12 protein-coding genes are annotated in these 12,278 nt (G+C 44.1%); 10 read left to right on the top strand and 2 right to left on the bottom strand.

Annotated features, from left to right (window positions below):
* The first annotated feature begins 71 nt into the window (after positions 1–71).
* The 7 genes from pyrD (at position 72) to rmf (ending at position 8,477) form a co-directional block, all read left to right on the top strand.
* Positions 72–1,082 (top strand): quinone-dependent dihydroorotate dehydrogenase, encoded by a 1,011-nt coding sequence (pyrD, locus tag RH45_RS13865; RefSeq protein ID WP_008078163.1) that lies wholly within the window; start codon positions 72–74, stop codon positions 1,080–1,082.
* Positions 1,083–1,276: 194 nt separating this feature from the next.
* Positions 1,277–1,822 (top strand): cell division protein ZapC domain-containing protein, encoded by a 546-nt coding sequence (locus RH45_RS13860; RefSeq protein WP_039958671.1) that lies wholly within the window; start codon positions 1,277–1,279, stop codon positions 1,820–1,822.
* A gap of 469 nt (positions 1,823–2,291) precedes the next feature.
* On the top strand, positions 2,292–4,415 hold the full coding sequence (gene rlmKL, locus RH45_RS13855) for a bifunctional 23S rRNA (guanine(2069)-N(7))-methyltransferase RlmK/23S rRNA (guanine(2445)-N(2))-methyltransferase RlmL (protein ID WP_008078160.1): 2,124 nt from the start codon (positions 2,292–2,294) through the stop codon (positions 4,413–4,415).
* A gap of 8 nt (positions 4,416–4,423) precedes the next feature.
* Positions 4,424–4,666, top strand: a complete 243-nt coding sequence (locus RH45_RS13850) for a glutaredoxin family protein (protein ID WP_071986187.1) — start codon at positions 4,424–4,426, stop codon at positions 4,664–4,666.
* Positions 4,644–6,560: an ABC transporter ATP-binding protein gene (locus tag RH45_RS13845; RefSeq protein ID WP_008078156.1), complete on the top strand. Its 1,917-nt coding sequence runs from the start codon at positions 4,644–4,646 to the stop codon at positions 6,558–6,560. The genes RH45_RS13850 and RH45_RS13845 overlap by 23 nt, the downstream gene beginning before the upstream one ends.
* A gap of 6 nt (positions 6,561–6,566) precedes the next feature.
* Positions 6,567–8,138: a DUF3466 family protein gene (locus tag RH45_RS13840; RefSeq protein WP_008078155.1), complete on the top strand. Its 1,572-nt coding sequence runs from the start codon at positions 6,567–6,569 to the stop codon at positions 8,136–8,138.
* 165 nt (positions 8,139–8,303) lie between these two features.
* Entirely contained in the window at positions 8,304–8,477 is a 174-nt protein-coding gene (gene rmf, locus RH45_RS13835; RefSeq protein WP_008078149.1) for a ribosome modulation factor, read from the top strand.
* 179 nt (positions 8,478–8,656) lie between these two features.
* On the opposite strand, the gene fabA is transcribed toward rmf, so the two are convergent.
* Positions 8,657–9,175, bottom strand: coding sequence for a bifunctional 3-hydroxydecanoyl-ACP dehydratase/trans-2-decenoyl-ACP isomerase (fabA, locus tag RH45_RS13830; RefSeq protein ID WP_008078148.1), 519 nt, complete (start codon positions 9,173–9,175; stop codon positions 8,657–8,659).
* A 91-nt stretch (positions 9,176–9,266) separates the two neighbouring features.
* A complete protein-coding gene (locus RH45_RS13825) occupies positions 9,267–10,913 on the bottom strand; it encodes an AAA family ATPase (RefSeq protein ID WP_008078146.1) in 1,647 nt (548 codons plus the stop codon).
* 173 nt (positions 10,914–11,086) lie between these two features.
* On the opposite strand from RH45_RS13825, the gene matP reads away from it, so the two are divergent.
* The 3 genes from matP to RH45_RS13810 all read left to right on the top strand — a co-directional run bounded on the left by matP (position 11,087) and on the right by RH45_RS13810 (position 12,273).
* Positions 11,087–11,533, top strand: coding sequence for a macrodomain Ter protein MatP (gene matP, locus RH45_RS13820; RefSeq protein WP_008078144.1), 447 nt, complete (start codon positions 11,087–11,089; stop codon positions 11,531–11,533).
* A gap of 9 nt (positions 11,534–11,542) precedes the next feature.
* Positions 11,543–11,854, top strand: a complete 312-nt coding sequence (locus RH45_RS13815; RefSeq protein WP_008078141.1) for a DUF3634 family protein — start codon at positions 11,543–11,545, stop codon at positions 11,852–11,854.
* Between the two features lie 104 nt (positions 11,855–11,958).
* Positions 11,959–12,273 (top strand): hypothetical protein, encoded by a 315-nt coding sequence (locus RH45_RS13810; protein ID WP_008078137.1) that lies wholly within the window; start codon positions 11,959–11,961, stop codon positions 12,271–12,273.
* Positions 12,274–12,278: the final 5 nt, after the last annotated feature.

Genomic DNA, 12,278 nt, shown 5'->3' with positions numbered 1-12,278 from the left:
ATTGAATTATTCGGTAAAACCCTTAATAATACAGCCCCGTTTACACGGGGCTTTTTTCTTTCGGAGGCACAATGCTTTACCGTCTAGCCAGATCTGGCTTTTTCCAACTTGATGCCGAAAAGGCACATGATTTAGCAATTCAGAACTTCAAACGTTTCACCGGCACTCCAGTCGATCTTCTATACCGCCAGCAACTACCACACCGTCCTGTAGAATGTATGGGTTTAACATTCCGTAACCCAGTAGGGTTGGCAGCAGGCTTAGACAAAAATGGTGAGTGCATTGAAGCATTCGATGCCATGGGTTTTGGGTTTGTTGAGGTTGGAACAGTGACGCCTCGTCCTCAGGCGGGCAATGATAAGCCAAGGCTGTTCCGTCTAGTCGAAGCCGAAGGGATCATCAATCGGATGGGATTCAATAACCTGGGTGTAGATAACCTAGTCGAAAACGTTAAGAAAGCGAAATACGATTGTGTTCTTGGTATCAACATTGGTAAAAACAAAGATACGCCAATCGAAAATGGGGCAGAAGACTATCTGATCTGTATGGAAAAGGTATATGAGTACGCCGGATACATTGCGGTGAATATCTCGTCCCCGAATACGCCAGGATTACGTTCGCTTCAATACGGTGAAGCACTTGATGATCTGCTGTCTGAGCTTAAAGAAAAGCAAGCGGAATTGGCTGAAAAGCACGATAAATATGTACCGCTTGCATTAAAGATCGCTCCGGATCTTAGTGACGATGAGATCAAACAGATCTGCGAATCGTTGCTAAAGAATAACATCGATGCCGTGATTGCAACCAACACAACCTTGGATCGCTCTATCGTTGAAGGGATGAAACACGCAAATGAAGCAGGGGGCTTAAGTGGTCGCCCTGTACAGTCTCGCAGTACAGAAGTTGTTCGCAGACTTCATGAAGAACTCAACGACCAGATCCCAGTGATTGGTGTTGGTGGTGTAGACTCTTACGTTGCTGCAAAAGAGAAAATGATGGCCGGGGCTAAACTGGTCCAAGTTTACTCAGGATTCATCTATCACGGGCCTGGTCTCGTCAAAGACATCGTTAAAAACCTATAGAGCACATGAGCTTAGGTATCGCTTAGAGTGACAATGTCACATTAATAAGTCACTCAAAATTTGTCGCTATATCGAGAGGAAATGAGAAATCATTTCCTCTTTTTTTTATTTTATCTGCTTATAGAATTCGAAATATTGCTAGGAAAGGTAATTAAGCGTTTTACCTAAATTCACAACATTAAGAGATTGGAATGATGCTTAAACCCAGTGACAAGTGGACTTGGTTTTACGATGACTCAGAAGGGCACCTAATGCTCGATCTGGGTGATGGTATGCTATTTAAGACCAATCTTCCTCGCAAATTGATTGTTGATTGTGCAATAGGTATCAATGAATTTTCCGTTGATGATGCGTCTGCTTACCAAACATACAAAGAGCAGATTGCTCACTTAGGTTTGGTAGAAGCCAGACAGGCTGAGCTGGCATTGTATTGTGTTGCCGCCAAGCGATTCCATAAACCTGTACAACCAAAAAGTTGGTTCTTTGACTCGCTATCTGATGGCAATTTCACCGTTGAAGAGGGTGATTTTGTGCAGTTAGACGCCTCTGGCACTTCAGGAACGTTTATCGTACTTGAAGTCGGGGAGTGCGCGAGCTTGTGTGCCTCTGTCTCGCTAGAAGAGTTCCAACTCAATTCGGCTAAATCTCTCGCTTTTGGCCAAGCAATCAAGGTCATGCACGACAGAATGCAGCCTTGTAACCACCAGTTCCAAGTTCAACCGATTGCTTTGGTTGGCTAATTTTCGTTCCTTTTTAATTTCCCATCGGTCGTAAGGCCGATTTTTTTTGCCTGAAATTCGCACATTACCTGCCCACATTTATCGCTTTTCTAATGTTTCATCTGTGAGAACTGTTCAGTTTCCACACAAAAATTTTCATTTTGTTTTTCCCGTTATTCCCATCTGAGAGGAATTAAACCCCATTAAATTCCCCATTTCACCCAATCCTGTAACTAAATTACGCATATTTGCGTTGCTGGTATAGACCAAAATGAATGTAAATAAGTATTCACTTCTGCTTTGTGGCAATAAATTCGACTAAAGAATTGGTTTCGACATGCGAGCTTGAAACTCAGTAACAAAATGAAAAATTGTGCAAGAAGTAGCCATACAGTGTTTGAACCATACTTTGATTTTCATTTGGACTAAGAAAATTGGTGGAGTGTCAGGTATAATGAGGGGTCATTTTCTAAAGAATAAAAAGTTCACTATGCATCAATATCTTGCGGTTACTTCTAATGGTATGGAGAACCTGTTAGTTGAAGAATTAACAAAGCTTGGAATTTCAGACGCGAAACCAGTTCAGGCTGGCGTGCGTTTTAAGGCTTCAAACGAGCAAATTTATCGCTGTTGTTTGTGGAGCCGACTCGCTTCACGCTTTGTTCGCGTATTATCAGAGTTCACATGTAATGATGACATGGATCTCTACTTAGCGACGTCTTCAGTTAACTGGGTCAATCACTTCCATAGTTCGAAGAAGTTTGTTGTCGACTTTAATGGCACAAACCGCGAAATTCGTAATAGCCAATATGGTGCGATGAAGGTAAAAGATGCCGTAGTGGATTGTTACGAGAAGAAAAACCTCCCACGCCCATCGATCAGTAAAGATCGTGCAGATCTTCGTATCCACGTTCGTCTCCATAAAGACAAAGCGTTATTAGGTATTGATATGGTCGGTGGTGGCCTGCACCAGCGCGGCTATCGCCCAGAGTCCGGTAGAGCACCGTTACGTGAAACACTCGCGGCGGCCATTATTACTCGAAGCGGTTGGGATGAGTCTAAGTCAATGCTAGACCCTATGTGCGGCTCTGGCACGCTTCTGATTGAAGCTGCAATGATGGCGGCCAACATGGCACCAGGCGTTAACCGACCAAAGTGGGGCTTTGAGGCGTTAGAAGACTTTGATTCAGAGTTGTGGGCAGAGATTAAATCTGAGGCATCCGTTCAGGCTCGACGTGGTGTCAAGAAAGTTGACGCTAAGTTTTATGGCTTCGATAACGACGCCCGAGTGCTGAAAACTGCACGTGACAATGCGCGCCGAGCAGGTGTCGAATCACTGATTGAGTTTAATGAAGGCGACGCTGCCAAAATTACGCGTCCAGAAGGGTTTGAAAAAGGCGTGATTGTTTCTAACCCGCCTTACGGTGAGCGATTGGGGACGCATCCAGGTTTAATTGCCTTATATACGGCCTTCGGTGCTCAGTTAAAAGCAGAGTTTGGTGGCAGCCAAGCGTCTATTTTCTCTAGTTCTGATGAGTTACTAAGCTGTCTACGTATGCGCGCAGACAAACAGTTTAAATTGAATAATGGCGCGTTACCGTGTCACCAAAAAAACTATTCTATTTCTGAGAGAAGCGCCGACGCCCAAGGTGACAACGTCACTAGTTCGGTCATTGCTCCTGATTTCTCTAACCGTCTGAAAAAGAATATCGGCAAGATTGGAAAGTGGGCGCGTAAAGAGCAGCTAGATTGCTACCGCATCTATGATGCTGACCTTCCTGAATACAATGTCGCGATTGATGTTTATCTCGATCACCTCGTAATACAAGAATACGCTGCGCCTAAGAACATCCCGGAAGAGAAAGCTAAGCGTCGTTTAACTGATATCATCAGAGCAGCGATACAAGTTACTGGGACAGATGCCAACAAAGTGGTCCTCAAGGTTCGCCAAAAGCAGAAAGGCAGTTCGCAGTATCAGAAGCTGTCTCAAGAGTCTGACACCATGCACGTTAACGAGTACGGCGTTAAGTTGATCGTGAACTTACATGACTACCTAGACACTGGTTTGTTCTTAGACCACAAGATCACGCGACGTAAATTAGGTGAAATGGCTCAAGGCAAAGATTTCTTAAATCTGTTTGCCTACACGGGGTCAGCTACGGTTCACGCCGCGTGTGGTGGTGCCAAATCCACGACGACGGTAGATATGTCCAAAACCTACTTAGAGTGGGCGAAAGAGAACATGCAACTCAATGGTCAGGTGGGCCGACAGCATCGTTATGAACATGCAGATTGCCTTCAATGGCTAGAGTCGTCGACGGCTCAGTTTGATCTGATTTTTATTGATCCACCGACATTCTCCAACTCCAAGCGTATGGAGCAGTCTTTTGACGTACAGCGAGACCATATTCAGCTAATGACCAATTTGAAACGTATGTTACGCGCAGGCGGTACAATCGTGTTCTCAAACAATAAACGTCATTTCAAAATGGATCTTGATGCATTAGCGTCACTAGGGCTTGTAGCAAAAAATATCTCTACACAGACGTTACCGCTTGATTTTTCACGTAACAAACACATCCATAACTGTTGGATTGTGACTCACAAGGACTAAGCTGAGCCGTGATAACGCTATACAGTACAGAAGGGTGCCATCTATGTGAGATGGCTTATGAGCTATGCCAGCAGGCTGGGGTAGCCAATCAAGTAGACATCATAGATATTGCTTTTGATGACGAGCTGTTTTCTCGTTACGGCGTCACCATACCTGTGCTTAATAATAATGGAAAAGAGCTGAATTGGCCCTTCGATTTACAAGAACTATACAATTGGTTAGAAGATAATGGCATTACTCACCATAAATAATGGATTGCTGGCTTACGGTGATCACCCTTTATTGGATCATGCGGATTTCGCATTACAGGAAAACGAACGGGTCTGTTTAGTTGGCCGAAATGGTGCGGGCAAGTCGACGCTGATGAAGGTGTTAGCGGGTGATGTGCTATTAGATGATGGCAAGTTGACTGTGACTCAAGATGTTGTCGTGTCCCGCCTCGAGCAAGACCCACCGCGAAATCAAGAGGGTACGGTGCTTGATTATGTGGCTGGTGGTTTGGCTGAGGTTGGTGACCAGCTTAAGATCTATCAAGATCAGCTCGATCTCATCGCGACAGATCCATCAGAGCAGAACATCAATAAATTAGCACGTATTCAAGAACAACTAGAACACTCAGGCGCATGGCGTTTCGAAGACCGTATAAAAAACGTTCTAACCGCGCTAAAACTCGATGGTCATACAAAGTTGACCGACTTATCCGGTGGTTGGCAGCGAAAAGCGGCACTTGCTAGAGCACTGGTATGCGACCCAGATGTACTTCTACTTGATGAACCGACCAACCACCTCGATGTCACGACGATTGAGTGGCTGGAAACCTTCCTTAAAGACTTCCGTGGTTCGATCATTTTCATTTCTCACGACCGAGCGTTCATTAAATCGATGGCAACGCGTATTGTTGATCTTGATCGAGGTAAGCTCGCTTCTTTCCCTGGTAACTATGACAATTACTTGGTCGAAAAAGAAGAGATGCTACGTGTTGAAGAGATGCAGAACGCTGAGTTTGACAAGAAGCTTGCTCAAGAAGAAGTATGGATTCGTCAGGGTATTAAAGCACGCCGAACGCGTAATGAAGGGCGTGTGCGCGCGCTGAAAAAGCTACGTGAAGAACGGTCAGATCGTCGAGAGGTTCAAGGCAAAGCCAATATTCAGATCGACGATGCGTCACGCTCCGGTAAAATCGTATTTGAAGCTGAGAATATTAACTACGATATTGAAGGCAAAACAATCGTCAAAGATTTCTCGTTTAATATTATGCGCGGCGATCGCATCGCACTGATCGGACCGAACGGGTGCGGAAAAAGTACGCTGCTTAAGTTGCTGCTCGAAGATCTTAAACCGCAAAGCGGTCGCCTTCATTGCGGTACTAAGTTAGAGGTTGCTTATTTTGACCAGTACCGTGAAGTGCTCGATCCTGAAAAGTCGGTAATCGACAACTTAGCGGATGGGAAACAAGAGGTGATGGTAGGTGGTCGCCAGCGCCATGCTTTGAGCTATTTGCAGGATTTCCTCTTTGCGCCAAAGCGTGCCCGTACCCCGGTTAAAGCGCTTTCTGGTGGTGAAAAGAACCGTTTATTGCTTGCACGTATTTTCTTACGACCAAATAATTTATTGGTGCTTGATGAACCAACTAACGATTTAGATATCGAAACGTTGGAACTTTTAGAAGATTTGCTTGCCAACTATCAGGGTACATTACTTCTTGTAAGCCATGATCGTCAGTTTGTAGACAATACGGTGACATCAAGCTGGATTTTTGAAGGTAATGGTTTGATAGAGGAATTCGTTGGTGGTTATCATGATGCACAGCAGCAAAGAGCTCAGGCTCATGGCTCTCGTGCGATGGAAAAACCAGCGAAAAAAGACAAACAGGTTGAGGAAACTCCCAAAACGGCTCCTGCTAAGAATAAGCCAAAGAAATTATCTTATAAACTGCAGAGAGAATTAGAAGGTCTACCGGCCAAACTAGAGCAGCTAGAAGCCGAGATTGAAGATTTGCAGATGCAAGTTAACAATCCGGAATTTTTCTCTAAGCCAGTAGAGCAAACTCAACCGATTTTAGATAAGCTGACTGCCACTGAGCAGGAACTAGAAATTGCTTTTGAACGCTGGGAAGAGCTTGAAGCAATGCAACAGGAAAGTTAACCCCCAATGAGTAGTAAGATTTTAAAGATTTCGATGATTGCAGCCACTGTTGCTGCATCTTTTAACGCAGGCGCGGCGATTTACAACGTTTACGCCTATGATCCTGTTGACTCAAACAGTGAAACTTGGGGCTCGGCGATTCAACAGTCAAATGTTGATTGCTGGGGAACGGATGATTGTGCGGTCACTCACGACGCTGATCATAAGATCGCTTTTGAAGAGCAGCGTTTCCAGCAAGGCTTTGAATACCGCCTTGAAGCGCCATTTTTAATTGAGAATGGTTTCGAGTACCTCGAAGACGACCGAGATGGTTTTGATAGTTACTGTAGACGTTACCTTGATTACGCTGATAGCCTTTGTGACACTTGGGCAAGTCGCCAATATAGTCAAGGATATGCGCGTGAAGAAGGCGGTGATATTGAAAACTCAAGCGCCTACGTTGAAACGAACAAAGTAGGTAGTTCGACTAACAATGTCGTTATAAATAACTTTAACGATAGTGGTGAGGTTGTCGGTAGTTACCAAGAGAGCTTAAGTGAGCGTACTCGTGGTTTTGAAAGCAGCACGGACAACGCGTTTGCCGGAGGCGATCGTAGCCAAGCCTTTGCTCAACTGGGTAATTTAACGGTTGGTTCTGTCTCGACTAAATCTACTCGATACGGTACCGACTATACCTCCAAAGCGACCGTGTGGGATGGCAATACACAACATACCATCGGCTGGTCTGGCGCTAGTGAAACTGGCCGCAGCATGCCTCAAGGTAGCGCGCGCGATCTTGCCAACATTAACGGAACGGATTATGCGGTAGGTTACAACTCTGACAGTGATGAGCTGCCAGTTGCTGCCGTATTTAATTTATCAGATTTGAGTGATATTACCCCCACGCTCGTATACCCTGGCGGCAAATCAGACTATGAAGACAACTTTCTAAACTCGCTTTTGACTTCTGTTAACGATCAAGGTGTTGCGATTGGTACTGCCAAGTATCGAACGGGTAATGATGGCTCGATCAACGACAGATTGTTCTACGTTAGAGATGTGACCAATAATCCTAGCGCATCTTGGGTAAGCGGTGGGGTGTTCTTTACCAGTGCGAATGCGAAAGCGGGCGCAATCAACAACCACGATGAAGTCGTTGGCCAAGTCGATCGTGAGAAGCATCAGGAAACAAACAGCGGTAAACCTCGAGCGAAAGCGGCGTTTATTGCGTCACTATTTGGAAGCTCAAAGGCTCCAATAGGAGGCTCATCGCGCTATTTAGATGATCTCACCTACGGGTCTAACGGCTTAGCAAGCAACAATGACTACCGTGTTATCGATGCAACAGACATCAACGATGCAAGTGTGATCTCAGGTACGGCTTATTATTGTGCTGGTGGTTTTGACAGTGCTGCAATTGATGCAAGCTGTTCTGCAGGGGCTAAATTAGTTGCAGTGAAGTTGGTACCAATTAATGGTACAGATGAGTCGAACATTTCCGCTCGACCTCAAGAAACATCTAAAGTTGAACGAAATGGTGCCGGTTTTGGCATTATCGCTCTGACACTATTAGGTTTCATTGGGTTCCGTAGAAAATAGGTGAAATTTTAAACTAGGGCACAGGTTCACATTTTTGGATCTGTGCTTTTTTTATACCTTGAGAATGGACGCAATTTGATCGATTCTTAATTGTGGAGTCACAAAAGCTCCACATTAGTTTAATAGTAGTACGTTAGAAACACTTTTTTGTATGAGGACGACACTATGAAGAGACAAAAGCGTGACCGCATGGAAAGAGCGCAATCTCAAGGTTATAAAGCGGGCCTAAATGGCCGTTCTATGGACGCTTGTCCGTACCAGCAGATGGATGCTCGATCCTATTGGCTTGGTGGTTGGCGCGATGCCAGAGAAGATAAACAATCTGGTCTCTACAAATAACGACTTCATTTCCACATACAGTAGAGGAATTAAGCCCCGAAAGGGGCTTTTGCTTGTCTGGAGAATATAAAAGGTAAATATTACGCGCTAGTTTCGGTTTTACTTATTTTAATGCACTATAACTAAAATAGCTGGTGATAAAAAAGCGACTCAAGTGAGTCGCTAAATTTGCTATCAGATTAAAACGCTGATGTATCTTGGAAAAGACCTACTTTAAGGTCTTTAGCAACATAAATTTCTTTGCCATCAACGAGAACGCGACCATCCGCAAGGCCCATAACTAGCTTGCGGTTTACAACACGTTTCATGTGGATTTCATAAGTAACTTTTTTCGCTGTTGGAAGGATTTGACCTGTAAACTTAACTTCGCCAACACCTAGCGCACGTCCTTTGCCTTTACCGCCGATCCAACCAAGGTAGAAGCCTACAAGTTGCCACATAGCATCTAGACCTAGACAGCCTGGCATTACTGGGTCACCAGGGAAGTGACAATCGAAGAACCATAGATCCGGAGTAATATCCAACTCAGCAAGGATTAGACCTTTACCAAAATCACCTTCGGTTTCCGACATTTTGGTGATACGGTCCATCATTAGCATGTTAGGTGCAGGTAGCTGAGGGTATCCCTCACCAAATAGTTCACCTTGGCTTGATGCTAGAAGATCTTCACGATTGTATGATTCACGTTTGTTTTGCATTATCAATGACTCCAATATTTGATAGCCGCATCTTAGTGAACACGTGTACGCTAAACAACTCCAACCAGTCTGATTCTAATGAATATTTACATTATCTGAACCAGTTTTTGATGCGTTCCACAATTCCCGGCGGATGCTCATGTTTTTCGAAATTTTCTATTCTTTCGGCAATCTTGTTAATTACGCTGTCTTCATCGTCACCTCGGAAGGGTTTACCCATAATGAGAGGTATTGCTTCATCGACGGTTGCGACTGACCAGATATGAAAGCGATCTTCTTTTATACTGTCGACAACATCTTGATGAAGGGCGAGGTGTTTAAGGTTCGACTTTGGTAAAATTACCCCTTGGTGTCCTGTTAAGCCTTGATGTTTACACACGTGGAAGAAGCCTTCAATTTTCTCATTCAAACCGCCAACGGCTTGCACACGGCCAAACTGGTCGACTGCTCCAGTAACCGCAATTTGCTGGTTGATCGGAAACTCAGATAATGCACTGACGAAAGAGCAAAGTTCTGCGAGGGTCGCACTGTCGCCATCTACTTCGCTGTATGATTGCTCGAACACCACGGATGCAGAATAGGGTAATGGTTCATCTAGTTGAAGTGCGCTGCTAACGAAAGCCTGCATGATCATCATGCCTTTAGCGTGTAAGTTACCACCAAGCTCTGCTTTACGCTCTACATCGGAGATATCACCATCTCCAAAGTGGATAACACAAGAGATTCGAGCTGGTTCGCCATAAGACATAGGGTGTCCAGGAACATCAATAACGGTTAAGCCGTTTACCTGGCCAATGCATTCCCCCTGAGTCTCTATAATAACTTGCCCATCGGTGATATCAGCGAGCGCTCTTTCAGGAAGATAAGCTTCTCGGTTGTATTTATTGTCTACGGCAGTATCTATGTCTGAGGCATGGACTGTTTTACCGTTTGAGGTCAATGCGGCTTCTTGGAGAAGAGCTAAATACCACAGCAGTTCAATGGGCATGTAATCCTGATCTTCTGTGTATCGAGCGCCGGCAATCAGTATACGATGCAGAGCATCAAAACTTGGCGTCGGCAATTCATACTCTTTTACGATCCATGCTATAAAGCCTAAAAGGGTATCAGCCGTTGATGGGTTGAAGGCGATTTCGTTTTCAATTTCAGTATATAGGGCAAGTCCGTTGTAGAGTTCTTCTTCTAAGTATTCAAATTCAGAAATCTGATGGCGGTCCCCGACGATCAATAACTTTACGTCAAATGTATAACTGGGAATATCAAGAGCAATACGATTAGGATTGGCGTTGACTGGCTGACTTGGTTGCCCTAGAAGAATGGCTTTTAAAGCTTGCCAACTCGCAGGGTTCGCTAAAATTAAGTTAGCAGGAATGATCAAGTAACCACCATTAGCTTGGTGGAGAAGGCCTTCGTGCATGGTTGTGATTTGGCCTGATTCATTAGCGATATAAGAGCCGAACAGTTTGTCTGCAGCCAATGACTCGGTCATTTTTACATGCGATACGTTCAGTTGTTCTTCAAGAGCACGCTTGATCAATTGTCGATAAAATGAATTATCTATCGACTTGATAACCAGTGCTTTCGAAAAGCCTTTTAATTGGGCAAAAGTGGCAAGTGTTTGCTGGAGTCTAGGTTGAACATCGAGGAAATGGGCCAGTTTAATCTGGTCAAATTGCTGCAGAAGTTCATCGAATTGCGAGTACTGAGGCGTAACGGAACACCAGCTTTCTTGATTCATTATAGGGTTCGAATTAGTAACAAAATGGACGAAATTATATAGAAAAAGCGTTTAATGAGATACCGATAATTTTATCTAATGATCTTGATCTCTTTTCGATTACAATAGGGATTGTAACTAAGAGTAGTTAGGGTTACGCTGTCACCTAGAACGTTAACGGATTTTGCTTACTCATGAAATATCAACAGCTTGAAAACTTAGAATGTGGTTGGAAATGGAATTATCTAATAAACAAATGGAAAGCCGGTGAGAAGATAACCTGCCACATAGATTCAAGTGAAGCCGATGCTGCCGTTGATGAGTTGCGTCGAATCGAGCACGAGCCGACTCAGGTGCTAGAATGGATCGAGACACATATGTCTCCGGAGCTTGACAATAAGCTCAAGCAAGCCATTCGAGCTAAGCGAAAGCGACACTTCAACGCTGAACAAATTCATACTAAGAAAAAGTCGATCGATTTAGACTACCGGGTTTGGGAAAAGCTCTCATATCGGGCGAATGAGTTGGGATGTACGCTTTCTGATGCGATTGAGTATTTGCTATCTGAGGCCTCTCGCAGTGAAAAAGCGAGTAAAACGGTCAGCAGTCTGAAAGAAGATTTATCTAAATTACTCGATTAAGGAGCTGCCATGCTTTATGTAATCCTAATTGCTGCAATTCTTGTCTTTTGGTTGGTTGTTGTAGACAGACCAGTTTTAAAAGTCGCATTCGTTGATGGCAAGATAAGTAAAGAAAAAGGGCACTTTCCACCGACCTTCAAACACAATGTCATCGATATCGCCGAGCATACTCCTTTTAGTGGTGAGCTTAAGGTGTATCAGCAACGCACAGGAACTAAGTTGGTTTTTTCTAAGCAGGTACCAAAAAAGGTTCAGCAAAGAATTCGAAACGTTTTTCCTCATCAAGGCTTTAAAAGCAAGGGACGGAAAAAACAGGGCTGAGAAACATATCAGTTGCTGTAGTGCTTTGTAGCGCTCCCAGTTCAATCTTGTAAATCAAATCCTAACTTCGACCTCTGATACTCTTTTGTATCGGAGGTTTTTTTATGAAGCTTATTCTATCAATACTTATGTTAACCAGCGTGCCTAGCTTTGTTCTCGCAAGTGACGACGCTGCACACAACCCCATCGCAAAGAAATTAAAGAACAAGTTGCTCAAAGAGTTGGCGACTTCCGATCTAAAGGGCTTCTGCGATGTGTTTGTTGAGTTAAAACATACCGATAATTACGCAATAGTCGCATCCGTGACGACAACGGGGGACTATCGGTTGTGTAAAGTGGGTAAGACCACGATAAAGAAAGGGTTACGATTTAAATACCGTACGCCAGAAAAATACCTAAGGATACATGTTGCAAACTGATAAAT

Origin of the sequence: Vibrio sinaloensis DSM 21326, assembly GCF_000189275.1 — a bacterium.
GTDB lineage: Bacteria > Pseudomonadota > Gammaproteobacteria > Enterobacterales > Vibrionaceae > Vibrio > Vibrio sinaloensis.
The sequence above is the reverse complement of the archived record's forward strand: the minus strand, read 5'-3'. Positions and strand labels throughout refer to the sequence as shown.

Bases quoted from the DNA above. Each gene is read 5' to 3' on its own strand.
- pyrD (WP_008078163.1), top strand. From the start codon at position 72: ATGCTTTACCGTCTAGCCAGATCTGGCTTTTTCCAACTTGATGCCGAA.
- RH45_RS13860 (WP_039958671.1), top strand. From the start codon at position 1,277: ATGCTTAAACCCAGTGACAAGTGGACTTGGTTTTACGATGACTCAGAA.
- rlmKL (WP_008078160.1), top strand. From the start codon at position 2,292: ATGCATCAATATCTTGCGGTTACTTCTAATGGTATGGAGAACCTGTTA.
- RH45_RS13845 (WP_008078156.1), top strand. From the start codon at position 4,644: ATGGCATTACTCACCATAAATAATGGATTGCTGGCTTACGGTGATCAC.
- RH45_RS13840 (WP_008078155.1), top strand. From the start codon at position 6,567: ATGAGTAGTAAGATTTTAAAGATTTCGATGATTGCAGCCACTGTTGCT.
- rmf (WP_008078149.1), top strand. From the start codon at position 8,304: ATGAAGAGACAAAAGCGTGACCGCATGGAAAGAGCGCAATCTCAAGGT.
- fabA (WP_008078148.1), bottom strand. From the start codon at position 9,175: ATGCAAAACAAACGTGAATCATACAATCGTGAAGATCTTCTAGCATCA.
- RH45_RS13825 (WP_008078146.1), bottom strand. From the start codon at position 10,913: ATGAATCAAGAAAGCTGGTGTTCCGTTACGCCTCAGTACTCGCAATTC.
- matP (WP_008078144.1), top strand. From the start codon at position 11,087: ATGAAATATCAACAGCTTGAAAACTTAGAATGTGGTTGGAAATGGAAT.
- RH45_RS13815 (WP_008078141.1), top strand. From the start codon at position 11,543: ATGCTTTATGTAATCCTAATTGCTGCAATTCTTGTCTTTTGGTTGGTT.
- RH45_RS13810 (WP_008078137.1), top strand. From the start codon at position 11,959: ATGAAGCTTATTCTATCAATACTTATGTTAACCAGCGTGCCTAGCTTT.